The following is a 22,037-nucleotide window of genomic DNA, read 5'->3' as shown; positions in this document are numbered from 1 at the left end:
CGCTGTCGTTGGCTTCATTAGAATGCCACCGTGGCGCTACAGACGCCTCGGCTTGGGCGAGTCCATCCAATTACAGGTTTTGTGGCGCTCTCGGATCTACAGGCATCTCAGACCCAGACGTCATTACTCGCCGTCATTTCCCCACCTTCGTCCCCGGTATTGACCACCCCGCGTGGTTCGATCAACAGCATCCTGACCTCGCGCTCGGCGAACGGCTTGTGTTCGACGCCCTTGGGCACCACCAGCATTTCGCCGGCCGCCAGATGCACCTGGCGGTCGCGAAAGTCGATGCGCAGCACGCCTTCCAGGATGATGAATGTCTCATCAGTGTCGGCATGGGAATGCCAGACGAAATCGCCTTCGATCTTCACCACCTTGAACTGATAGTCGTTCATTTCGGCGATCACCCTGGGTTTCCACCTGTCATCGAACAGAGCAAGTTTCTGCGCGAAATTGATGGGCGAAGGGAGGTGCGGAGTATTCATGGGCCAGATCTCTGAGGGAATGATTCAAGACCCAGCCTAGCTGCGCTTCAGCGTCGACCGCTTGTACGATTGTGCAGGCTCTGCATGTTCAGCCAGCGTCCCGGCGACAGGCCGAAGGTTTTGCCGAACTGGCGGGTCATGTGGCTCTGGTCGGTAAAGCCGGCGATCAATGCGGCTTCGGCGAGTGATCGACCCTGAATCAGCAGGGATCTGACGAGGTCCAGGCGGCGCATACTCAGGTAGCGATAAGGACTGGTGCCGAACAGCATTCGGAAATCACGTGACAGGTTCCAGCGATCGCGCCCGCTGTGTTCGGCCAGCTCATCGAGGCTGACCGTGCGATCGAGGGCGCTGTGGATGTACTCCCTGGCCCGTTCCGCCGCCTGGTAATCGAAGCTGCGCTGCTGCCGGGGTGCGCCGCTGAGCGTATTCAGGGTCTGGGCCAGGTCGAATAGCGCGTCTTCCTCCTCCAGTGGATCGAGGGCGTTATCCATGCCCTGCAGCAGAGCTTCGGTGGCCCGGCGCAGGCGCGGATCGTCGCTGATGCCGCCTGGAACAAAAGGCAGGGGCTGCCCGCCCAGCGCCGACTGGATCAAGGAGGGTTGCACGTAGACCATGCGGTACTTGAAGCCATCCCGCGTCCCGGCCTCGCCGTCGTGAACCTCATCCGGGTGCAATACCAGGGTGCCGCCGGGCAGGCTATGGCGCTGGCTACCGCGATATTTGAAACTCTGCACGCCGGACAACGTGCGGCCGATAGCGTAGGTGTCATGACGATGAGGGGTGAAGCCATGGCCGGCAAAGAACGCTTCAATGCGCTCCAGCGGACTGGATTGTGGGGCCCGTCGGACCCAGTCGGTCATTGCTGTGTGCTGATCCATATGGCCTGCTGCTCCCTTTACCGTGCGAAGTGAGCAGATGGTAAAGGAAAACGCCGTTCAATCCTTCACTCGACCTCCCTCGATCTCCACCTCCGTGCCAACTGGCGGGGGAAGCACACTGGTGGTCGCAGGCGCACTGAGCCCTGCCTGATCCGGGCCGGGTGCCGGTGGGTCTGTTAAACTCGACGAATTTGAAACGGATTGAGGTGTACCGATGAGCGAACCGATTCGTCTGACCCAGTACAGCCACGGCGCCGGCTGCGGCTGCAAGATCTCGCCCCAGGTGCTGGAAGTCATCCTGGCCGGCAGTGGCGCGCAGAACCTCGACCCGAAACTCTGGGTCGGCAATGCCTCGCGCGACGATGCCGCGGTGTATGCCATCGATGAAGAGCGCGGAGTGGTCTCCACCACCGACTTTTTCATGCCGATCGTCGACGACCCCTTCGATTTTGGCCGGATTGCCGCCACCAACGCTATCAGCGATATCTACGCCATGGGCGGCGATCCGATCATGGCCATCGCCATTCTTGGTTGGCCGGTGAACGTGCTGGCCCCGGAAATCGCCCGTGAAGTGATTCGCGGCGGTCGTGCGGTGTGCGACGCGGCGGGGATCCCCTTGGCCGGCGGCCACTCCATCGACGCCCCCGAGCCGATTTTCGGTCTGGCGGTGACCGGTCTGGTGGAGAAACGCCATATGAAGCGCAACGACACCGCGACCGCCGACTGCAAGCTGTACCTGACCAAACCCCTGGGTATCGGCGTGCTCACCACCGCGGAAAAGAAAGGCAAGTTGCGCAGCGAAGACCTGGGCGTGGCCCGGGACTGGATGTGTACCCTGAACAAACCCGGCAGTCGTTTCGGTAAGCTGGCGGGCGTAACCGCGATGACCGACGTCACCGGCTTCGGTCTGCTGGGTCACCTGGTGGAAATGGCCGATGGTAGTGGCCTGACCGCGCGTATCGTCTACGAACAGGTGCCGCGCCTGCCGATGGTCGAGTATTACCTGGACCAGGGCTGCGTTCCCGGCGGCACCCTGCGCAATTACGACAGCTACGCCAGCAAGGTCGGCCCCCTGCGCGAGTTGCACAAGCGCGTGCTTTGCGACCCGCAGACCAGTGGTGGATTGCTGGTGGCGGTCAACGCCGAAGGCGAGGCCGAGTTCCTCGCCGTGGCCGCCGAACTGGGCCTGAGTCTGGAGCCCATTGGCCAACTGGTGGCGCGACAGAGCCACGCGGTAGAGGTGTATTGATGTCCGTTGATATCACCGACTACCGCCGTTTGTTTCTCAATGACACACCGATGATGGATACCCGGGCGCCTGTCGAGTTCGACAAGGGTTCCTTTCCCGGGGTGGTCAACCTACCGCTGATGACCGACCTCGAACGGCAACGGGTGGGGACTTGCTACAAGCAGCACGGCCAGCAGGCCGCCATCGTCCTCGGGCACCAGTTGGTTTCCGGCGAGATCAAGGCGGCCCGGTTGCAGGCCTGGATCGATTTCACCCGCGCCCATCCCGACGGCGTGTTGTATTGCTTCCGTGGCGGGCTGCGCTCGCAGATTGTCCAGCAGTGGCTCTTTGAGGCGGGGATCGATTTTCCGCGGGTGGGCGGTGGCTACAAGGCCATGCGCAGCTTTCTGCTGCAAACCGTCGAGCAGGCCGTGGCCCAGGCCGACTTCGTCTTGCTCGGGGGCATGACCGGCACGGGCAAGACCGATGTGATCGTCCAATTGGAAAACAGCTTGGACCTGGAAGGCCACGCCAACCATCGTGGCTCCAGCTTTGGCAAACGCGCCACCGGCCAGCCGTCGAATATCGACTTTGAAAACCGCCTGGCTGTGGACCTGCTGAAGAAGCAGGAGCGGGGCATCGAGTCCTTTGTGCTGGAAGATGAAAGCCGCATGGTGGGGCGTTGTGCCTTGCCATTGGTGCTGTACCAGGGGATGCAACGGTTTCCCGTGGTCTGGCTGGAGGACAGCCTGGAAAGCCGGGTCGAGCGCATCTTGCGCGACTATGTGGTTGAGCTCTGCGCGGAGTTTGTCGGCGTGTATGCCGAACAGGGTTTCCAGTTGTTTGCCGAGCGCCTGCTGGGCAGCCTGGACAACATCCACAAGCGCCTTGGTGGCGAGCGGCACCAGCGGCTGAAGGCCTTGATGCAGGCGGCGCTGGAGGCACAGGAAGGCAGCGGCGCGGTGGATCTGCACCGGGGCTGGATCGAAGGTTTGCTGAACGAATATTACGACCCGATGTACGCCTTCCAGCGTGAAAGCAAAGGCGAAAGGATCGAGTTTTCCGGGGAGCAGGCGGCGGTGCTGGAGTATCTCAGGAGCCGCCGCCAACAGGGTTGAATAGGCACCTGCCAAATTTCTGGAAACCCACGGAGCCTGTAGGAACGGTCGGTCGACGCTCCTACAGGGTTTCGCGGCGTTTTTTACAAGACCAGCATGGCCACCAGCCCGCTGAGCACACCCACCAGCGTTGTCAACACCGCCACGGTCACCAGCACCTTGGCGTCGAATTCCTTGCGCAGCATCAGCAGCGACGGCAGGCTGATGCTCGGCAGGGTCATCAGCAGCGCCACCGCCGGCGCGGTGCCCAGGCCCAGGGTCATCATGGTCTGCACGATGGGAATTTCAGCCGCTGTCGGAATCACGAACAAGGTCCCGATCACTGCCAGCGGCACCAGCCACAGCAGGCTGTTGCCCATGGCGCCATCCACGTGAGGAAACAGCCAGACCCGCGCCGCGCCGAGCAACAACACCGCCAGGATATAGATCGGGATGGTGGTCCAGAACAGTTGCCACAGGGTCTTGCCCCAGCGCGCCATGAAGCTGCGCTGGTCCGCACTGCTGGCATCGACCACGGCTTCCACCGCCGCTTCCGGCAGGATTTCCGGGCGAGCCACCCGTTGTGCCGCCAGTGAAACCCCCAGCACCAGCACCAGGCCCGCTACCAGTCGGATCGCGGTGAAACCCCAGCCCAGTACGAAGCCCATGAACACCAGGGTTGCCGGGTTGAGCACCGGGTTGGCGATCCAGAACGCCAGCGCCGCGCCCACCGAGACATTCTGCCGACGCATCCCGGCGGCCACCGGTGCCGCGCAGCACGAACACATCATGCCGGGCAGGGCGAACAGTCCGCCGCGCAGGGTCGAGGCGAAACCGGCGCGACCGAACAGGCGCAGCAACCAGTCGCGGGGAATCAGTACTTGCAACAGCGAGCCGAGAATCACCGCCAGCACCGCGGCTTTCCAGATCGCCAGGAAATACACCTGGGCATAGGCCAGCGCAGCGGCGACCGGCGAGGCCGGATTGTCGTTGATGATCGAGGCGCCGATGCTGTGGCTGTCGGCGGCAACGAAGGCCTTGGCGTAGTAGGGCGACCACTTGACGTAGTACAGGCCGATGGCGGCGACGGCGAGAAACAGCAGCGGTTTCCACCAGAGCGACCAGCCTCGGTCGGGGACGGCTTGGGTAAGAGTGGGCATGGGGAGGGTATCCGGTGGATGAAAGATGATGGGTGAATGATAACCCAGACGCAGGCCTTCGCCAGCCGCTGGACCCCACGTATGTTGAAGGTTTCGGCCTATCAGGGTGTGGGCGACTTCTTATAGCGTGCCGACCCTGTACCGTCGCCGGCTCACGCACGTCGGGCGACCTGCTTGACGGCGCATTTCCCGGGGCCTGGGTCTGCTTTTCCGCGACGGCGCCGGGCCGGTTATTTCAAGTCATCGGCGGCAAGCGGCGCTTGATCGGTGTCTTCTTGACGATCGCGGTATTGGTTTCGGCATGGTGGTTGAGCCGGTCCAGCAGCGTATCGAGTTGCTCCATGTCGCGCACATGCAGGCGGGCGATAAAACAATCGTCGCCGGTCACCTTGTCGCATTCGGTGAACTGGGGAATCGCCTGGATCTGCCGCTCGACTTCCTGCAACTGGCCGGGCAGGGGGCGAATACGCACGATGGCCTGCAACAGGTAGCCGAACGATTTGGGTTCTACATCGACGGTGTAGCCCTTGATCACGCCACGCTCTTCCAGCCGGCGCAAGCGTTCCGCGACGCTGGGGGAAGACAGGCCGCTGACCTGCGCCAGGGCCTTGAGCGAGCTGCGCGAGTCGCTCATCAGGGCGCTGATCAACAAGTGGTCGATTTCGTCGGTCATGGCTGCCTCGTTAGGTCAATCATTAAAATTGCCTTGATAAGAAAGGCGAAAGCAGAGTCTAGCCTATTTCTGCTACTGGTGAAGCGTGCAGGCGACTTGGCATACTTTTGCCCTCTGCCAAGGGCCTATTCACAGGAACTCACTCATGAATACATCACTGCATAGCGGCTCGCTGGAAATGGTCGCGGCCATGTTGATCTCGGGGACCATCGGCTGGTTCGTGCTGGTGTCCGGCCAGCCGGTGCTGGACGTGGTGTTCTGGCGCTGCCTGTTCGGGGCCCTGACCTTGCTGCTGATCTGCGCCGTCATGGGCTTTCTGCGCCCGGGCATCCTGACCCGCACCACCTTCCTGCTGGCGGTGCTCAGTGGCATGGCGATCGTCGGTAACTGGGTGCTGCTGTTCGCCTCCTATTCCCGGGCTTCGATTGCCATCGGCACGGCGGTCTACAACGTCCAGCCGTTTATGCTGGTGGGCCTGGCGGCGCTGTTTCTCGGCGAGAAGATCACTGCGCAGAAACTGTTCTGGTTGGGCCTGGCCTTTGTCGGGATGCTGGCGATTGTCAGTGCCCACGGGCAGCCGGGAGAGCACGGTGGCGAGTATCTGCTGGGCATCGGCCTGGCATTGGGGGCGGCGTTGTTGTACGCCATTGCCGCTCTGATCATCAAACGCCTGACGGGCACGCCACCGCACCTGATTGCCCTGGTCCAGGTCTGCACCGGGGTGTTGTTACTGGCGCCCTGGGCGCATATTTCGGCGTTCCCGCAACAGGTGAGTGCCTGGGGTAGCCTGCTGACCTTGGGGCTGGTCCATACCGGCGTGATGTATGTGCTGTTGTACGGTGCGATCCAGAAACTGCCAACGGCGATGACCGGGGCGTTGTCCTTTATCTACCCGATTGCGGCGATCTTCGTCGACTGGTTCGCCTTCGGTCATCAGTTGGTGTTGGTGCAGTGGCTCGGGGTGATTGCCATCCTGCTGGCCGCGGCGGGGATGCAGCAGGGCTGGACGCTGGGTTTCAAGCGGGTGCTGGTGCGCTGATGTTGCAGGAGCCGCAGTTCACCAGGCTCAGGTTTGACGCCGCACTGTAGGAGCCAGCTTGCTGGCGATGACGTCAGCAAGAGCGGTGCAAGGCTTGCGGGCCTCATCGCCAGCAAGCTGGCTCCTGCCATGAGCGTGTTGGCCGCAGTGGCCGGGTCAGGGTCAAAACGCTCTCTATTGCGCAGAGACATTGACCTCAGACGCCATTGCGATAACGCGCCGCCGACAGCACCTGCAGGTAGTTCGGCAGCATTGCCAGGCGAGCGGCTTCAAAGGCTTGCCACTGACCTTCATCGGGCAGCGGTGGAATGGTCACGGTTTCACGACGATCAAAGCCCACCAGCGCCGCATCCACCAGGTCATCGACTTCCATGACCGCCGACAGATCCTCGATCCGTTTGCCCGAGCGCTCCCAGATTTCGGTGCGGGTGGCGGCCGGGAGGACGGCCTGCACATACAAACCCTTGGCGCCGAGTTCGATATTCAGCCCTTGGCTGAAGAACAGCACAAAGGACTTGGTCGCCCCATAGACCGCCATCTGCAGTTCCGGCGCCAGGCCCACCACCGAGGCGATGTTGATGATCGAGCCCGTGCCGGCCTGGACCAGGCGTGGCGTGATGGCACTGGTCAGGCGGGCGAGGGCGGTGATGTTGAGGTTGATGACCTGGCTCACCGCATCCGGTGTCTGTTCCAGGAAAGTCCCGGCTCCGGCCATCCCTGCGTTATTGATCAGAATGCCGATAGTCGCATCGTCGCGAACCCGCGCCTCGATACGGGCCAGATCAGCGGCGTTGGTCAGGTCGGCCTGGAGCACATCCACCGAAACCCCGGTTTCCCGCCGCAGCCGTTCGGCCAGGCTGTCCATGCGCGCTTTATCCCGGGCCACCAGCACCAGAGCATGACCGCGCTTGGCGAAGCGGTCGGCATAAACGGCACCGATACCGGTGGAAGCGCCGGTGATCAGAACGGTGGGTTTGACTGTCATGACGGTAATCCTCAGCGGGTTGATTTATTCATGACAATTGTCATGTTTAACAAATATGATGGCTGTCATGTATACTGTCAAGCCTATTAGCGGAGGTTTCCAATGAAGGTCAGTCGCGAGCAGGTGGCAGAGAACCGGCGCAATATCCTTGAAGCCGCCGGTCGGCTGTTTCGGGCCAAGGGTTATGAGGCGGTCACGGTGTCGGAGGTGATGAAGGCGGCCGGGCTGACCCATGGCGGCTTCTACGGGTATTTCGCCTCGAAGGATGATCTCGTGGCTCAGTCCCTGGCCCATGTGTTTTCGACGGCGGTGCCGGCGGGCGCCGACCTGACTGCTTATGTCACGCAGTATCTGAGTGCCGCGCACCTGAAGGACTGTGCCGGCGGCTGTCCGATGGCCGGGTTGGCATCGGAAACCAGCCGCCAGGCCCCCGAGGCACGGGCGCAGATGACCGGGAGCATTCGTCGTCAGATCGAGCGCTTGGGCCAGCATATGCCCGGTGCCACGGCCGAGGAAAAGCGCCGCGCCGCCACTGGCAGTTGGGCTGCGATGGTCGGAGCCATGGTGCTGGCGCGGGTCTGTGATGACCCACTGTTGGCCGATGAGCTGCTCAGTGACACGCGCAAGTGGCTATTGGCGCAGGATGTGGCGTCCGGGGATTAGGACCTCAGTTGCCGATCACGTACAGACAGATCGACAGCGTCACCAGTGATCCCAGCGTGGAAAACAAGATGGTGCTCGACACCACCGAGAGCGCCGGTTCCAGGCCATTCTGACCGAGCACCATCACGCATAACGGAATCCCGATATAGCCGGTATTGGCGTAGGACGCGCTGAGGGCATCGATGCTTGCGTCGGCGAAATGCCCGGCCTTGCGCCAACGCAGCAACAAGGTCAGGACAAACATCGCCAAGGTGCTGAGGGTAAAGGCCAGGACAAAGCCCGGGTGCCGGATCTGTTCCCAGGTCGCCGTGGCCTTGAACAGCAATGCTGGCAGGCACAGCCAGACCACCATGCGATTGATTTCCGAGGCCGCGTTGGGTCCCAGGCGGTTCAACACACCGTGTTACCTGAGGGGGCGCCGCACACCCTGTATGGTTGCGAACTAGTGTGCCTCCCGATCAAGCAACTGCCGTTTGCGCTCAACGCCCCAGCGATACCCTGAGAGGTTACCGTCGCTGCGCACCACCCGATGACAGGGAATCGCCACGGCCAGGCAGTTGGCGCCACAGGCCTGAGCCACGGCGCGGAAGGATTTCGGCGCACCGATCATCTGCGCGATATCGGCATAACTCGCGGTACTGCCTACCGGAATATTGCGCAATGCCTGCCAGACCCGTTCCTGAAAGGCCGTGCCGCGCAGGTCCAGCGGCAGATCCAGGCCAATGGCCGGGGCTTCGATAAAGCCCACTACCTTGGCGATCAGTTGCTCGAAATCGGTGTCGCCGCCGATGAAATGGGCCTGTGGGAATTTGTCCTGCAGGTCCTTGGCCAGCACATCCGGATCATCACCGAGCAGGATCGCGCAGACACCTCGATCACTCTGGGCCACCAGGATCGCCCCCAGCGAGCACTGGCCGATGGCGAAGCGAATATCGGTGTTGGTGCCGCCGGCGCGATAGTCGCTGGGTTTCATGCCCAGAACGCCATCGGACGCTTCGTAGAAGCGGCTACTGGCGTTGAACCCGGCTTCGTACAAGGCCTCGGTGACCGAGCCGCCGCGTGCCAGCTGCGCCCGTAGTTTGCCGGCGCGGTGGGCCGTCGCGTAGGCCTTGGGCGTCAGACCGGTGACGGCCTTGAAGACCCGATGGAAGTGGAAGGGGCTCAGCCCCAGTTGTTCGGCCAGGGGATTGAGCGAGGGCGAGGTTTCAGACGCATCGATAAGCTGACAGGCCCGAGTCACCAGGGCCACGTGTTGCTCATTGATCGAGGTCTGGTCGGCGGCGGCCCGCCGGCTTGGCCGGTAACCGGCGGCCTCAGCTTGCTCGGAGGTCTCGAAGAATTCGACATTTTCCGGATTGGGCCGACGCGCGCCACTGCTCGGGCGGCAATACACACCTGTGGTCCTGACGCCGTAGACAAAGCTCCCATCGGCGCTGGCGTCTCGCGCCAGTACCGCTTGCCAGCGCGGATCATTTTCCACGGGTTGTCCCTGGAGCGAAGTTTTCATGGTGTTCTCCTGTCGGAAGATTCAGTTCTCGCTCAGCTTATGCGGGTGGCGAGACGGGAAAACTCCGAGTCTTGCGGTTGAATTCTACCGACTGTGAGCGGGATGTCAGGTGGCGTCATGAAAGATGATGCCCAGGGTATGCCGTTGGCCTGTATGCACGCGGCTGACGCCATGGCGCATATTCACGCGATAGGACCCCCGCGTGCCGTGAACCGGGCGTTGGGACACGGCAAAAATCACGGCGTCGTCTTGTTTCAGCGGGACCACCTGGGGGCGACTCTGCATACGCGGGCGCTGCTCGGTGAGAACGAACTCGCCGCCGGTAAAATCTTCTCCCGGTTGTGACAGCAGAATGGCGACTTGCAATGGAAACACCTGTTCGCCGTACAGGTCCTGGTGCAGGCAGTTGTAGTCGCCGGCTGCGTACTGCAGCAGCAAGGGCGTGGGGCGTTGCTGGCCGGCGTCATGACAACGCTGGAGCAGGGCCTGGTGTGTCTCGGGAAACGATCCGGCTATATGCATGCGCTCGTTCCAGTCATTGGCAATCGTTGCCAGAGGTGGGTAGAGCGTGGTGCGCAACTGTTGAACCAGCGCCGGGAGCGGGTAGGCGAAGTATTGGTATTCACCCTGACCGAAACCGTGGCGGGCCATGACGACCCGGGAGCGGAAAGACTCTTTGCGCGGGTACAGGGCGGCGAGTTCCAGGCATTCTTCGGGGTTTAGCAGATTGGGCAACAGGGCATTGCCTTGCTGGTCCAGGTCGCGACGGATCGCCGGCCAATCCAGTGATTGTATTCGGGTGTGCATGAGACTGCCTCCAGGCGTATCCGGTAAGGCGTGCAGTCTAGAAAGGCCGCCGAGCGCGAACACTCCGACTCTTGCGGTTGAATTGTTCAGGCAGCGGCAGACACGAAACGATGCAGTTTCTTTGGCCGAGGGGGGCTGTGTTTCCCTGGTGTGCTCCCCTAGGATGTTCCTTTTGTATTTTTGTCAGGAAACATTGCTTATGTCCGCCGTCCATCGTCTTGCCGTGCCCTTGTCCAAAGCCTATCGCCTGCTCAATCACGGTCCTACGGTGCTGGTCAGCGCTGCTCACGATGGCCAGCGCAATATCATGGCGGCGGCCTGGGCCATGCCTCTGGATTTCGACCCGCCGAAGATTGCAGTGGTGATCGACAAGTCCACCTGGACACGGCGTTTGCTGGAAGCCTCGGGGACCTTCGTGGTCAACGTGCCTTGTGTGGCCCAGGCCGATGTCGTGCAAACCGTCGGCACAACCTCCGGCCTTGAGCTGACCCAGAGTCATAGCCGTGACAAGTTCGATGCCTATGGCCTGGAAACCTTCAAGGGCGAGAAGATCGATGCGCCAATGCTGGAGGGCTGTGTTGCCTGGTTGGAGTGCCGCTTGCTGCCGGAGCCGCATAATCATGAGCAGTACGATCTGTTCCTGGCCGAAGTTATTTCAGCCCAGGCTGATTCGCGGGTATTTAGCGAAGGGCGCTGGCATTTTGCGGGGCACGATGAGTTGCGTACCTTGCACCACGTGGCCGGCGGGCACTTCTTGAAAATCGGCGACGCGGTGGACGGTGAAATCCTGCGTCCTTGACTCAGCGATTCGCCATCAGATGAGCGCCGAACAGCAGGTAGCAAGTCCCGGCAAAGCGATCCAGGCCTTTGCGGCAGCGGCTGTAGAAGGCTGACATCCGTGTACTGGCAAACACCAGGGCCACGCTGGTGTACCAGCAGAAGGACAGACCGCTCATGATCGCGACGGCCATGGCCAGCAGCGGGGCGGGTGGGGAACTGGGCATGGTGGTGGCGAAGATGGTCGCGACGAACAGTGCGGACTTGGGGTTGGTCATATTGCCCAGCAGGCCTCGGCTATAGGCCGAGAGCAGGCTGCGTTTGGGTTCGTGGAGTGTGGGTTGCTGGCCGGGATTGGTGGGTTGTTTGCGCACGAACAGCTTGATGCCGAGGTAGATCAGGTAAGCGCCACCGGCGATCTTCAGCGCCAGGTACAGCGATGGTGCGGCGGTAAACAGCGACTTGATCCCCAACCCGCCGGCCAGGCCCCAGAGAATAGTCCCGGTGGCGACACCCAGTGCGCAGACCACGCCATGCTTGCGCGAGTTACCGGCGGCGAGCTGGGCGGTGGTGAAAAAATTGGGGCCTGGCGTGACCACCGCGACGGCCCAGAGCAGGGCGAGGGAGATCAAGGGGCCTGCGTACATCAAGTTCTGGGTATCCATGGGGGAGGTGCCTCACTGGTCTTCAATGTCTGTGTGCTTGCCCGAAGCGTTCGCGATAAACCGAAGGTGGCAAACCGACCAGGCTGCGAAACGCAACCCGAAAGCTTTCGACGGAGCGATAACCGCATTGTTCGGCGATACGGTCGCTGCTTTCATTGCCACTTTCCAGTAATTCTCGGGCTCTGGCCAGTCGTTCGTGTTGCAACCAGGCTTTGGGGGTGATGCCGGTTGCCTCGCTGAAGCGTCGCAGGAAGGTACGCTCGCTCATGGCGGCTTGGCTGGCGAGTTGGCGGACCTCCAGCGGTTCATGCAGGCGTTCCCGGGCCCATTGCATGACCCGTGACAGATCATTGCGTGGCGTACGACCGACCGGCGCCGGAATGAATTGCGCCTGGCCACCGGTGCGCTGAGGCGACATGACCAGTCGCCGGGCCACGGTATTGGCTACCTGGGTGCCGAAGTCACGAGCGACCAGATGCAGGCAGGCATCGATACCGGCCGCGCTGCCAGCTGAGGTGATGATTTGCCCAGCGTCGACATACAACACATCGGGATTCACCTCGATAGCAGGGAAGCGCTCGGCGAGTTCTTCTGTGTAACGCCAATGGGTGGTCGCCTGTCGGCCATTCAACAGGCCGGCTGCAGCCAGTACGAACACCCCCGAACAAATGGAAACGATCCGCGCACCTCGGGCATGAGCCTGTTGCAAGGCCTCGATGAGTTGCGCAGGAGGTGGCTCGGTACGGCTGCGCCAGCCGGGAACGATGAGGGTTCGTGCGTCTTCAAGTTGTTCCAACCCTCCGTCGGTCAGCACCTGGATACCGCCCATGGCCCGCATCGGTCCGGGATCGACACCGACGATACGGTGCTCATACCAGGGAAAGTCGAACTCAGGGCGCGGCAAGCCGAAGATCTCCACGGCGATGCCGAATTCGAAAGTGCAGAGGCCATCGTATGCCAGGATCGCGACCAGACCGGGAAAGGAATTCATATGGCGGAAACTTACCAGTAAGTGTCTTGTGCGCCACTGTAGCGATAATGATGAACTGGATAAAGTCCTTTCACCCCCACTGATTGGAGCACCCACACCATGGTAAGCCTGGTTCGTCGTATCCCTGCCGCCCATTCGGCGATTGCCTTGAAGCATTTCAGTCTCCGCCTGACCTTGGAAACTGATTGTTCCGACGTGCATGCCAGCCAGCAGGATGGCGCGCTGGATTTCGTGCTGGTGGATGTGCGGGGTGAGTCGGCCTTTGCACAGGGGCATGTGCCCGGGGCGATCAATATGCCCCATCGGTTGATGACCGCCGAGTACCTGGCGCAATACCCGCGCGATACCTTGTTTGTGGTCTATTGCGCGGGCCCGCATTGCAACGGCGCCCACCGTGCGGCGGTGAAACTGGCTGCGCTCGAGTATCCGGTGAAGGAGATGATGGGCGGGGTGATGGGATGGCTGGATGAGGGCTTCGGCCTGGCAGGTGAGCAGGCGCTGCAACGGGAGTTAGGGGTTGCTTGTGCGTGTTGAGATTTTGGTTTGTAGTTGATGTGTGGTCCCGGTGAGCAGTCATCGGGATTTTTGCTGAGGAGTCTTTTCTGGTGCCAAATTAGTTGCAGTTATATTTTCTTGTTTTTGTGACCGAAAAATAAAATATCATCGATTTTAAATTTCAAGATTTTGGTGTCTCGCGCCATTTCATATAGAAGGCTTCCTGTTCTTCTCGGCTGTTGGTGAGGTCGTTTTCCTCGTAGTCAAAAATGTCTACTAAATCTTTTGGTGAAGACGGTTTTCCTAGTGTCAATTCATACGCTTTTATTCCAAGGGGCATTTGTGATGACATGCTCGATGGGCGAACATTTATTTTTGAGCCCTTGCAGAGAAAAGTTATATTTTGATGTTCTTTTCTGATTTTTACGAGGCATTCATAGAAATCGTCGGCGATGTAGGTTTCTTCTGGGGTGCTATTTATGATGAGTTTCATGGATGTTGTTTTGGTGTCGCATACTAAAGTTGCTATCTGCTTTTTATTGTTGATAAGTATTATGATTTTTATGATGTTCAATGTGTTTGGTGTTCAATTGAGTAAAAGGTGAGGTGTTTTTACTGATAATTCAGCCCTGCGTGGAAATGGTGCTGGCGGGCTGCTTGCCAGCAGCATGCCTAGAATGCAATTGGGTAAAGAGTGATGTGTTTTGCCGATAGTTCAACTCTCTGTGGTAGTGGAAGCGGTGAGGAGTTGGCTTCTATTAGTATTATGGACTGCTGTATTTCTAGAGCAAGGCTGTTTTCTTCGTTTGATATTATGTTCGCGGTGATTTTGGTGGTGTCACCGAAAATTTCAAATTTGTCTTTTTTTTCAATAGTCGGGTTTATGCTGGTGCCCCATATGAGGTCGTCACCTATGTCGAACTCTACGTCATATTCATCGTTTTCCTTAAGCAACTCATCAGCCCACAAAGCTATGCCGCAGCCGGCTGACGTAGAAAATGAAATCTTTTTTAGTGCTCCGTCGTGGGGCAGAATTTTTATTACTTTTATTTTCATTTTTTAGGAGCCTGAAATTGAATTCTAATCGCAGTGTTGTCGACATTCATCACGTTTTTTGATTTTTCGAGGGTCCAGGTTTCCTCATGGTAATGATGCTTGCTTGGTTTGCTATTCATTTCATGGGACCCGTATCGAATACTGCGTAGGCCATCGGATGAGACTAGCCGATCCTGATCTAGGACTCCTGTTCGAGGGTTGATATTTGTATATGGTGGTTCTCCTAGGAAGTGTTCCCACTCGGTTGTCACATCTTGAGGTTTAATTGCCTTGTTGGCAAAGACCTCCTTTACATAGCCCCTAGCGGGAGGAGTTGTCGATGTTTCGGGAACTCCAGGCTCACCTATGTTTACTGTGGTTTTTGTTAAATTATTTGTGGACTTTTGGTTCCCCTCACCAGGACAGTCACAACTCAACCCCAACGGATCCACCCACCCCGTAGGGTTGGGCGCGTACTGGTAGCTGTTCAGCCCGCCGGCCAGTTTGATCGGGTCGGGGGTGAGGTAGCGGCCGGTTTCGGGATTGTAGTAGCGATGCCGGTTGTAGTGTAAGCCGGTTTCTGTATCGAAATACTGGCCCTGGAAACGCAGCGGGTTGTCGATATCCGCTCGATCGAGGTGGGCTATCCGGCCATAGGCGTGGTAGCGCGCCGCCCAGCGGATATTGCCGGCTTCGTCCGTCAGCTCCTGCGGTGTGCCCAGGTGGTCGAGTTGGTAATGGAACGCCTCGACCTGCTCCGGCCCCTCGCCATTGAGCAGGGCCAGGGGCCGAAAGCTGTCCGGTTCGTACAGGTAGCTGCGGTAATGCGCCGGGCCGCTTTCGGCAATCAGCCGATCACCTTGCCAGAGGTATTCGGTGGTCCGGCCCGCGCAGGTCTTGGCAATCCGCCGGCCAAAGGCGTCGTAGCGGTAGCTGACCGTGCCGCCATCCGGCAGGCTGACGCCGGTCAGTCGGTGCTGACAGTCATAACGGTATTCGGTAACGAGCTGTGGCTCGGTTCCGTTGCGTTCACGGATCAGATTGCCAAAGGCGTCGTAGTCGAAATGGCTATGACCGCGGAACAGCAGGCGATTACCACGGGTGCGCGCCATGCGCGGACTGTCGCCCAGCAGGTTGCCGGCGGGGTCGTGAACGAAACGTTCGCAAGGATCGCCACGGACTTCGCTCAGTCGATCCAGCGGGTCGTACTGGTAACGGCGCAGGCCGTGGCGGCTGTCGTCGATACTCGCCAGATTGCCGTTGGCTTCATAGGCGTAGAAACGCTGGTAACGCCCGCTATTGTCCTGGCTGAGGTTGTGTTTCAGCAGCCGCCCTTGTTCGTCGTAACGGTAATGGCTGAGCAGTTGGCCCTGTTGGCGCAGGCGCTCGCGTCCGGCTTCGAAGCGGTGGCGGGTCAGGTGTCGGCCATTGAGGTCGACGCCGATCAATCGACCACCCGGCAGGTAGCGATAATCGATCAGGTTGCCGTCCGGCAAACGGCAGTGAATCAACTGGCCTACGGCATCGTAGCGATAGCGCTGGGTTGCCCAGCCCTGGTGCTCGCTGGTCAGGTGGTCCTGGTTGTCGTAGCCGTAGGTCAGCGGCCAGTGTCCGTCATCGACACTGACCAGACGGCCCAGTCCATCGTAGTGATAGTGGACCTTGCTACCATCGGCGAGGTTCTTGAGCAGCAGGCGTCCGGCGCTGTCGCGCTGGTAGGCGGTGACGAGCTCACTGCCGTCGTCGCCGAACTCTTTTTTCTCCAGCAGGTGGCCGTTAAGGTCGTAGGTGTAGCCGGTGCGCCGCCCGTCGAAGCCGGTTTCCTCGCGGATCAGGCCATTGGCGTAATAGTCGAGACGGTAATGCTCGCCACGCTCGTTTTCGATTTCGCTGAGCAGCAGCCGGGCATTGTCATAGCGATAGCGCAGTTGGCTGCCGTCGGGGTTAAGGCGCCGACTGACCTGGTGCAAGTCGTCCGCGTATTCATAACGGGTCACCCGTCCCAGCTCATCGATCTCGGCAGTGATCTTGCCGTAGGCGTTGTAGCTGAAGCGGCGCCTGGCCCCGCCGGGCATTTCAACCTGGGTCAGGCGGCCAATGGCGTCCCACGTGTAGTGGGTGATGGCGCCGTCCGCTGCCTGGCGGCTGGTTTGTCGGCCTTGCTCGTCGTAGCCGTATTTCAGCAGGCTGCCGTCGGGCAGTCGTTCCTCCAGCAGATGGCCGAGTCGGTCCCAGGTGAGGGTGTGTCGGCTGCCATCCGGATGACGGATCTCGCTCAGCAGGCCCCGGCGGCCGTATTCATACTCGGTGACGTGGCCAGAAGGGTCGGTGGAGCGGGTGATATCGCCCTGGGGATTGCGCGCATATTTCCAGCGCGCCGGGCCACGTTGCACGTTGCACAGGTGACCGTTGTGATACTCGTAGAAGGTCGGCTCGTCTTCGGGCGGAATAACGGCCAGCAGCCGGCCGGCGTCGCTGTAGCGATATTCGGTGACAGCGCCCAGGGCGTCCTTTTCGACAATCAGACGACCTTGGGCGTCATAGGCCTTGTGTTGCTCGGCGCCATCGGCATCGACCTTGCGGATCAGCCGCGCCCGCTCATCGTGGGCAAAGATTTCTTCGCTACCATCGATGTGATGGGCGGTAACACTGCCGTCGTCGTCCCAGGTGTAGCGGCTGTCCATCTGCGCAAAACTGGCCCAGTGGCGTACGCAGCGGGCCAGCTTGCCCACGCCTTGCCACTCCCAGTAGAACGCGGCTCCGCCGGCCAACTGACGTTCGCGAATGACGTGATGTTCGTCATAGGCATAGCGCTCGCACTCGTCGACGGCATTGGCGGCTTCGATCAGGCGCCCCTGGTCGTCGTAGCGATAGCGCACCAGCGTGCGCAACGTCTGCCAGCCCTCGGCGAGATAAGTGGCGGCCTGTTCCTGCTGGTACTCGATCGCGACGATACGGCTACGGTCGTAACGCAACAGCAGGGCGCGTCCGAGGCCGTTGTCCAGGCGCTGGATACGGCCTTCGGCGTCATGGCTGATGCTCAGCCGATTGCCATATCGGTCACTGAGGGAGAACAGCCGGGCGCCGTGGCGGTCGTACCTGAAGTGATAGAACCAGGGCGTGTCGCCGGCCTGGGTCAGGATCAGTTCATCGGGCGCATCGCCCAGGTAGATCGCCGCTTCGCTCAGGCTGTTGTGGATGGCCGGCCGTTGGGTACTGGGGCGAGGGAAGCGTATGGAGCGGTTTTCCTGGTCGGTCCAGATAACCTCGTCGTCGTCGAACCTCAGGCTGTGGGCCAACCCATGGCTCCAGCCCGGACCGAGGCCCTGGCGGGTTTCAACGGCACTGGTGCGATACAGCCGGCTCCAGGAAAACGACAGCGGCCCGTCCAGCTCGCCATCGACCAGGGTCAGCAGTTCTTCGCCGGTGACCATCGACACCGGGCAACCGTGGGTCTGGGTCTTGTCCGCGCGTTCGGCGCTCTGGCCATTGGGATTACCGGCTTGCCGAGGAACGTCGTCGAGGTGTTCGGTCTGGCGCAGCGTGGCGTTCTTGCGCCCGTCCCAGCGCATTTGCAGGACACCCTGTTTCTGCGCGCCCGCCACACCTCGAGCCGCCACGGCCTTGTAACGACCGACATAACCCATGAAGTTATCGAGCAGGCTGAAGAGGCCCTGGATGAACCGGGTGCCGGCTTCCACCATCTGGCTGCCGTACTTCTTCAGGCGCAGCGCCAGATAGGCAACGCCAGCGCCCGCCGCCGCGACGGTAAGCACCAACCCCAGAAGCAAGTCGATCAGCACGGAGACCAGGGTGCTCGCCACGACATGCGCGGTGTCCCCGGCCAGCTGGCTCGGCGGCAGCGCCGCGAGCCAGATCGCGGCGCTGCGTAACAGCAGAAAGAGCGCGGCTTCGTCGCTGGCCAGCAACAGGGCCTTTTCCATCACGGCCGGGGCCCGTCGCGCGAGGTCGGCCAACGCCTGGGCACTGCTGCCCAGACGGTCGACATAGGCGAGGGGATCCTTGAGGATGTCGAACAGCAGCTCGATCCCTTCCCAGACACCCTTGATCGCTTCCCAACTGCCGCTGGCCAGACCTTCACCGACGGCCAGTAGTGCCGTCGAGGTGGTCTGTGATGACCATTGCGGTTTGAAGCCACTCCATTCGCGCCGCAACCAGGTTTCCAGGTCCCGGGTCAGGTCCGCGTAGGCGGCGAACAGGGCGTCGACCTGCTCGGGGGGGACGCCGCCCTGTACCCGCACCCGATAGAACTGACCCGGCTGGCCCTGGAAGCTACCCTTGCCCTGAGCGTCGAGTAGGATCGAGGTCGAAGGACCACCGTCGACGGGGATGACGTCGACCAGCAGGTCGCCCACTGGAATCTCATGGACCGACTCGAACAGACTCTCGATGCTCAGCACGCCGCTGGCGGGGCACTGTGCAACGTTGGACAGGAAGTCGCGGTCCTGGAGACCGACGACCTTGCGGCTGTCGCCGAAGCGGATGACCCGGTCCATGCCCAGCAGTGAAGGCAGGTCCGCCGCATGGCTGACCTGGTCCAGCGCTTGGGCATACCAGCTGCGGGTCTGCTGGTGATAGAGCGTCAGGCTGTCCTTGAAGCCGTCGAGTTGTGTTTCGATGTAGTCGATGCGATTCATCGGTTGGCCTCCCTGGCCAGAAACTCCCCGACCGTCAGTTCCCGGGTGAGGTAGGTGAGCAGGGCACCCTGCCGGCTCGGGCCGGGCGCCGAACGCTCCAGGAAACGGGCGATCTTGTGTCGCAGATGGGGGATGGGCACGGCGTCATACAGCGCCGGGTGGTCTTCGCTCAGCCACTGCAGGCTGTTGTCGATCAGGGTTTCGGGGCTCGCCCCGGACAGGTGTTCCAGCAGCAACGGCGGAACCTCCCACCAGGGAAAGGTCCTGGCTTCGCGCCTGATCGCGGTGGCGAGCGTTCGCGCCTGGCCATTGATGAGGTAGCGACTCAGGCCCGGCAGCAGTTCACCAGCCTCGGCGCGGAGACAGTCGAGGGTCGGTAGCCATTGGCGGCCGTCCCAGAAACGAAAGAACACCGGGTTGCCCGTCGGCAGCTTCACCTGGGTCAGCCCGCGCAGGTGCGCCATGAGCTGTTCCGGGGTGTTCGACGACACCGCAAGCCAGCCCCAATCCTGGTAGCCGGTGTCGGCAATCCACGACAGAAACGGGCTTTGTGCCGTGAGTTCGAGGAGATGAGGCATCACCTCAAACCAATCGGCATAAGGTGTGTCCCTCCAGATCGGCAGGGGCGCCAGCGGGCTGCCGATCCTGCGCAAGGCGGCCAGCGGCTTGGCCTCGCTGGCGTCGCTGAGTACCAGGTAGAGGCGCTCGTGAGGGGCAAGCGGGACCTGGGCCAGCCAGCGCTCGGGTGTCAGGAGGTCAGCGCTCACAGACACCTGCCTTGCACTTTTCGCACTCTTCGCAGAACGCCGCGCCACGTAGCAGGGTGGTCAGTTGCGCCATGGACAAAGGCGCTGTGGGGAGAGGGCGCTCAACGGCCTGGAACAGACCGGGCAGCAGGGCGGCAACCCGGGTGCCGACACCCGGCGTCGCCCCAGCGTCTGTGTTCGGTTCCGGGCTCAGGGTAATACCGCCGCCATCGATCCTGATAAAGCTGCCACCGACCTTGAGGGTCAGTTCGCTGCCGGCTTCGATCACCACCCGGGCACCACTTTTGAGGTGGATCTCCTCAGCGGCCTGGAGGAGATAGCTGTTGCCGAGCCGTACATGCCGGCTCTGGCCGATATTCAGGTGATCGTCGGCGCGTATATCGGTCTTGCGATCGGCCAGGGTGGTGCGATGCTCATCGGCCTTGAGTTCGCGGTAGCTGTTGGCGGTCACGCTGTCGTGACGCTCATGACCGACCTGGATGAACTGGTCGTGTTCGACCATCTGTTGCCAGTCACGCTGGGCGTGCAGGTAGATCTGCTCCTGGCCCTTGCGGTCCTCGATACGCAGCTCGTTGAAGCCGCCGCCACCGGGTGAACTGAGGGTTTTAAAGACGCTCCGGGTCTTGTGCGCCGGCAGTTCGTGGGGCGGTCGATTGCGGGCGTGGTGCAAGCAACCGGTAATCAGCGGCTGATCCGGGTCGCCCTCGAGAAAGCTCACCAGCACTTCCATGCCGACACGGGGGATACTCACTGCGCCATGGCCGTTTCCGGCCCAGGCCGAGGCGACCCTCAGCCAGCCACTGCTGGAATCGCTCTGGGTCGCGGCCCGATCCCAGTGAAACTGCACCTTGATCCGGCCATGGGCATCGCAATGGATTTCCTCGCCCGGCGGGCCCGTGACCACGGCGGTCTGGCTGCCATCGATGCGTGGTTTCAGATGGCCCGGCGTGGGGCGAAAAGGTGCGTCGGCGGGCAGGGCACGGAAGCTGTTTCGATAGCCCTGCCGGAAGCCGTCCGCCTTGTCGGCAATGTCGGCGAGCTCTTCCAGGACTTGCGGTTGCCGGCCTTCGTGGTTGATTTCGGTCAACAGCCAGAGGGCATTCCAGGCGGTGTGCGGGTGCTCGGTGAGTGTCAGCAGATGGCCGCTCGACAGGGTCGGAATATCGCTTTGGCCCTGGGCCTGACGGAATGTGCAGCGGTGTCTCTCCAGGGCTCGTTGCGCCCGTTGTTTGCCGTGCTGCGGGTCGATACCGCGCGTTGGGAATGCGTAGTCCTCCAGATCTGGCAGCTGTTCGCCGCGCCTGATCTGTTCAAGCGGGCGACCGGGATTCGCGAAGTCGTAATCCCGCCGTGCGACGCCGCTGCTGCGGGTTTCCAGGCGCACGTTGAAGTGCTTGATAACCGTGGTCGGGGCTGCCAGGCCACTGTCCGTTTGATAACGCCGAGGCGCTTGTGTGGGGAAAAACGCCTGGTCGTCGCCGAACACCAGGGTGTGGCTGCCGGGGTCATGCTGGAAGTGAAAATGCAGCCCTTCTTCCTCGCACAGGCGCTGGATGAAGTGCAGGTCGGACTCCCGGTATTGCACGCAGTATTCCCGCGCCGGGTAGTGGCCACTGAGATGGAAGCGGTAGTGATTGCTGAACAGGCCATGGTCGTGCAGCACCTGCGCGATGATTTGCGGAGTACTGAGGTGCTGGAAGATGCGTTGGTTGATGCGATGTTCGAGGTCGGCAAGGCGTGGGCGCAGGCAGACCTGGTAATGCGTCAGGCGCCGGCCACGTGCACCCTGGGCGACACGATAGAGCTGCCCGTGGATACCCGCGCCCGAGGGGCAGAGTCTGAGAAAGGCTTGCTTGTGCAGTAGGCTTTGCAGATCGAGATCCCGCTCGCCCACCAGCTCCAGATCGAAGCTGAAGGACTGGTTAAGGGCTTCACGGCCGCTGAAGGCGGCGACCTGCAGCGAGTGTTCGAAGTCCTCGATCATCAGGCTGAAGCGAGGTTGATTGGCCGGCGCTGGCATGGATTCCTCCTTGGAAAACGCTTTGGCGTGAAATCAGGGCCGTACGAACCCTTCGCCAAGGCCGAAGCCGCGGCGTGCCAAAAGGTTTGAGGGAACGGTGGAAG

General features: G+C 61.1%; 20 protein-coding genes and 1 pseudogene. 6 read left to right on the top strand and 15 right to left on the bottom strand.

The genetic code is table 11. The features are described from left to right. Positions 1-107 precede the first annotated feature (107 nt). Together AC07VG_RS31740 and AC07VG_RS31735 are read right to left on the bottom strand one after the other, a co-directional pair. On the bottom strand, positions 108-485 hold the full coding sequence (locus tag AC07VG_RS31740) for a cupin domain-containing protein (protein ID WP_495022464.1): 378 nt from the start codon (positions 483-485) through the stop codon (positions 108-110). Positions 486-532: 47 nt separating this feature from the next. After that, the gene (locus tag AC07VG_RS31735) at positions 533-1,366 is read right to left on the bottom strand and encodes an AraC family transcriptional regulator (protein WP_495022463.1); all 834 of its coding nucleotides are present in this window, start codon (positions 1,364-1,366) and stop codon (positions 533-535) included. Between the two features lie 214 nt (positions 1,367-1,580). Here AC07VG_RS31735 and selD point away from each other — a divergent pair, with 214 nt between their 5' ends. Beyond that, positions 1,581-2,615 carry a selenide, water dikinase SelD gene (selD, locus tag AC07VG_RS31730; RefSeq protein ID WP_495001737.1) on the top strand — a complete coding sequence of 345 codons (1,035 nt, stop codon included), beginning with the start codon at positions 1,581-1,583 and terminating at the stop codon, positions 2,613-2,615. Continuing rightward, on the top strand, positions 2,615-3,712 hold the full coding sequence (gene mnmH / locus AC07VG_RS31725) for a tRNA 2-selenouridine(34) synthase MnmH (protein ID WP_495001738.1): 1,098 nt from the start codon (positions 2,615-2,617) through the stop codon (positions 3,710-3,712). Before selD ends, mnmH begins: the two co-directional genes overlap by 1 nt. Positions 3,713-3,795: 83 nt before the next feature. Here mnmH and AC07VG_RS31720 read toward each other — a convergent pair whose 3' ends face one another. Beyond that, entirely contained in the window at positions 3,796-4,851 is a 1,056-nt protein-coding gene (locus AC07VG_RS31720) for a permease (protein WP_495001739.1), read from the bottom strand. A gap of 235 nt (positions 4,852-5,086) precedes the next feature. After that, complete coding sequence (locus tag AC07VG_RS31715; RefSeq protein WP_177097263.1) at positions 5,087-5,524, bottom strand: Lrp/AsnC family transcriptional regulator; 438 nt, start codon at positions 5,522-5,524, stop codon at positions 5,087-5,089. Between the two features lie 145 nt (positions 5,525-5,669). Between AC07VG_RS31715 and AC07VG_RS31710 the strand changes: the two genes are divergently transcribed. Next, complete coding sequence (locus AC07VG_RS31710) at positions 5,670-6,563, top strand: DMT family transporter (protein ID WP_495001740.1); 894 nt, start codon at positions 5,670-5,672, stop codon at positions 6,561-6,563. 196 nt (positions 6,564-6,759) lie between these two features. Here AC07VG_RS31710 and AC07VG_RS31705 read toward each other — a convergent pair whose 3' ends face one another. After that, a complete protein-coding gene (locus tag AC07VG_RS31705; RefSeq protein ID WP_495022462.1) occupies positions 6,760-7,548 on the bottom strand; it encodes an SDR family NAD(P)-dependent oxidoreductase in 789 nt (262 codons plus the stop codon). 102 nt (positions 7,549-7,650) lie between these two features. Between AC07VG_RS31705 and AC07VG_RS31700 the strand changes: the two genes are divergently transcribed. Further along, positions 7,651-8,211, top strand: coding sequence for a TetR/AcrR family transcriptional regulator (locus AC07VG_RS31700; RefSeq protein WP_495001742.1), 561 nt, complete (start codon positions 7,651-7,653; stop codon positions 8,209-8,211). 28 nt (positions 8,212-8,239) lie between these two features. Here AC07VG_RS31700 and AC07VG_RS31695 read toward each other — a convergent pair. The 3 genes and pseudogenes from AC07VG_RS31695 to AC07VG_RS31685 all read right to left on the bottom strand — a co-directional run. Next, positions 8,240-8,602, bottom strand: a pseudogene (locus AC07VG_RS31695) (AEC family transporter); the annotation flags it as partial. A gap of 51 nt (positions 8,603-8,653) precedes the next feature. Beyond that, positions 8,654-9,718, bottom strand: coding sequence for a bifunctional DNA-binding transcriptional regulator/O6-methylguanine-DNA methyltransferase Ada (gene ada, locus AC07VG_RS31690; RefSeq protein ID WP_495001743.1), 1,065 nt, complete (start codon positions 9,716-9,718; stop codon positions 8,654-8,656). A 105-nt stretch (positions 9,719-9,823) separates the two neighbouring features. After that, complete coding sequence (locus AC07VG_RS31685) at positions 9,824-10,525, bottom strand: 2OG-Fe(II) oxygenase (protein WP_495022461.1); 702 nt, start codon at positions 10,523-10,525, stop codon at positions 9,824-9,826. A gap of 199 nt (positions 10,526-10,724) precedes the next feature. Between AC07VG_RS31685 and AC07VG_RS31680 the strand changes: the two genes are divergently transcribed. Continuing rightward, a complete protein-coding gene (locus AC07VG_RS31680; protein WP_495001745.1) occupies positions 10,725-11,324 on the top strand; it encodes a flavin reductase family protein in 600 nt (199 codons plus the stop codon). A 1-nt stretch (position 11,325) separates the two neighbouring features. Here AC07VG_RS31680 and AC07VG_RS31675 read toward each other — a convergent pair whose 3' ends face one another. Together AC07VG_RS31675 and ftrA are read right to left on the bottom strand one after the other, a co-directional pair. Next, positions 11,326-11,967: a LysE family translocator gene (locus AC07VG_RS31675; RefSeq protein ID WP_495001746.1), complete on the bottom strand. Its 642-nt coding sequence runs from the start codon at positions 11,965-11,967 to the stop codon at positions 11,326-11,328. Positions 11,968-11,989: 22 nt separating this feature from the next. Further along, complete coding sequence (ftrA, locus tag AC07VG_RS31670; RefSeq protein WP_495001747.1) at positions 11,990-12,958, bottom strand: transcriptional regulator FtrA; 969 nt, start codon at positions 12,956-12,958, stop codon at positions 11,990-11,992. Between the two features lie 99 nt (positions 12,959-13,057). Between ftrA and AC07VG_RS31665 the strand changes: the two genes are divergently transcribed. Continuing rightward, positions 13,058-13,492: a rhodanese-like domain-containing protein gene (locus AC07VG_RS31665; RefSeq protein WP_495022460.1), complete on the top strand. Its 435-nt coding sequence runs from the start codon at positions 13,058-13,060 to the stop codon at positions 13,490-13,492. Between the two features lie 142 nt (positions 13,493-13,634). Here AC07VG_RS31665 and AC07VG_RS31660 read toward each other — a convergent pair whose 3' ends face one another. The 5 genes from AC07VG_RS31660 to AC07VG_RS31640 all read right to left on the bottom strand — a co-directional run bounded on the left by AC07VG_RS31660 (position 13,635) and on the right by AC07VG_RS31640 (position 21,933). Next, a complete protein-coding gene (locus AC07VG_RS31660) occupies positions 13,635-13,946 on the bottom strand; it encodes a hypothetical protein (RefSeq protein WP_495022459.1) in 312 nt (103 codons plus the stop codon). A 179-nt stretch (positions 13,947-14,125) separates the two neighbouring features. Further along, positions 14,126-14,509, bottom strand: a complete 384-nt coding sequence (locus AC07VG_RS31655; RefSeq protein ID WP_495001750.1) for a hypothetical protein — start codon at positions 14,507-14,509, stop codon at positions 14,126-14,128. After that, positions 14,506-19,146: an RHS repeat-associated core domain-containing protein gene (locus tag AC07VG_RS31650; RefSeq protein WP_495022458.1), complete on the bottom strand. Its 4,641-nt coding sequence runs from the start codon at positions 19,144-19,146 to the stop codon at positions 14,506-14,508. Before AC07VG_RS31650 ends, AC07VG_RS31655 begins: the two co-directional genes overlap by 4 nt. Beyond that, positions 19,143-19,913, bottom strand: a complete 771-nt coding sequence (locus AC07VG_RS31645) for a DUF4123 domain-containing protein (RefSeq protein WP_495022457.1) — start codon at positions 19,911-19,913, stop codon at positions 19,143-19,145. The genes AC07VG_RS31650 and AC07VG_RS31645 overlap by 4 nt, the downstream gene beginning before the upstream one ends. After that, positions 19,903-21,933 (bottom strand): type VI secretion system Vgr family protein, encoded by a 2,031-nt coding sequence (locus tag AC07VG_RS31640; protein WP_495022456.1) that lies wholly within the window; start codon positions 21,931-21,933, stop codon positions 19,903-19,905. Before AC07VG_RS31640 ends, AC07VG_RS31645 begins: the two co-directional genes overlap by 11 nt. Positions 21,934-22,037: the final 104 nt, after the last annotated feature.

Source organism: Pseudomonas sp. GW821-FHT03C07, from assembly GCF_059420925.1.
The sequence above is the reverse complement of the archived record's forward strand: the minus strand, read 5'-3'. Positions and strand labels throughout refer to the sequence as shown.

Excerpts from the sequence above, each read along its gene's own strand:
- AC07VG_RS31740 (WP_495022464.1), bottom strand. The coding sequence starts at position 485 with ATGAATACTCCGCACCTCCCTTCGCCCATCAATTTCGCGCAGAAACTT.
- AC07VG_RS31735 (WP_495022463.1), bottom strand. The coding sequence starts at position 1,366 with ATGGATCAGCACACAGCAATGACCGACTGGGTCCGACGGGCCCCACAA.
- selD (WP_495001737.1), top strand. The coding sequence starts at position 1,581 with ATGAGCGAACCGATTCGTCTGACCCAGTACAGCCACGGCGCCGGCTGC.
- mnmH (WP_495001738.1), top strand. The coding sequence starts at position 2,615 with ATGTCCGTTGATATCACCGACTACCGCCGTTTGTTTCTCAATGACACA.
- AC07VG_RS31720 (WP_495001739.1), bottom strand. The coding sequence starts at position 4,851 with ATGCCCACTCTTACCCAAGCCGTCCCCGACCGAGGCTGGTCGCTCTGG.
- AC07VG_RS31715 (WP_177097263.1), bottom strand. The coding sequence starts at position 5,524 with ATGACCGACGAAATCGACCACTTGTTGATCAGCGCCCTGATGAGCGAC.
- AC07VG_RS31710 (WP_495001740.1), top strand. The coding sequence starts at position 5,670 with ATGAATACATCACTGCATAGCGGCTCGCTGGAAATGGTCGCGGCCATG.
- AC07VG_RS31705 (WP_495022462.1), bottom strand. The coding sequence starts at position 7,548 with ATGACAGTCAAACCCACCGTTCTGATCACCGGCGCTTCCACCGGTATC.
- AC07VG_RS31700 (WP_495001742.1), top strand. The coding sequence starts at position 7,651 with ATGAAGGTCAGTCGCGAGCAGGTGGCAGAGAACCGGCGCAATATCCTT.
- ada (WP_495001743.1), bottom strand. The coding sequence starts at position 9,718 with ATGAAAACTTCGCTCCAGGGACAACCCGTGGAAAATGATCCGCGCTGG.
- AC07VG_RS31685 (WP_495022461.1), bottom strand. The coding sequence starts at position 10,525 with ATGCACACCCGAATACAATCACTGGATTGGCCGGCGATCCGTCGCGAC.
- AC07VG_RS31680 (WP_495001745.1), top strand. The coding sequence starts at position 10,725 with ATGTCCGCCGTCCATCGTCTTGCCGTGCCCTTGTCCAAAGCCTATCGC.
- AC07VG_RS31675 (WP_495001746.1), bottom strand. The coding sequence starts at position 11,967 with ATGGATACCCAGAACTTGATGTACGCAGGCCCCTTGATCTCCCTCGCC.
- ftrA (WP_495001747.1), bottom strand. The coding sequence starts at position 12,958 with ATGAATTCCTTTCCCGGTCTGGTCGCGATCCTGGCATACGATGGCCTC.
- AC07VG_RS31665 (WP_495022460.1), top strand. The coding sequence starts at position 13,058 with ATGGTAAGCCTGGTTCGTCGTATCCCTGCCGCCCATTCGGCGATTGCC.
- AC07VG_RS31660 (WP_495022459.1), bottom strand. The coding sequence starts at position 13,946 with ATGAAACTCATCATAAATAGCACCCCAGAAGAAACCTACATCGCCGAC.
- AC07VG_RS31655 (WP_495001750.1), bottom strand. The coding sequence starts at position 14,509 with ATGAAAATAAAAGTAATAAAAATTCTGCCCCACGACGGAGCACTAAAA.
- AC07VG_RS31650 (WP_495022458.1), bottom strand. The coding sequence starts at position 19,146 with ATGAATCGCATCGACTACATCGAAACACAACTCGACGGCTTCAAGGAC.
- AC07VG_RS31640 (WP_495022456.1), bottom strand. The coding sequence starts at position 21,933 with ATGCCAGCGCCGGCCAATCAACCTCGCTTCAGCCTGATGATCGAGGAC.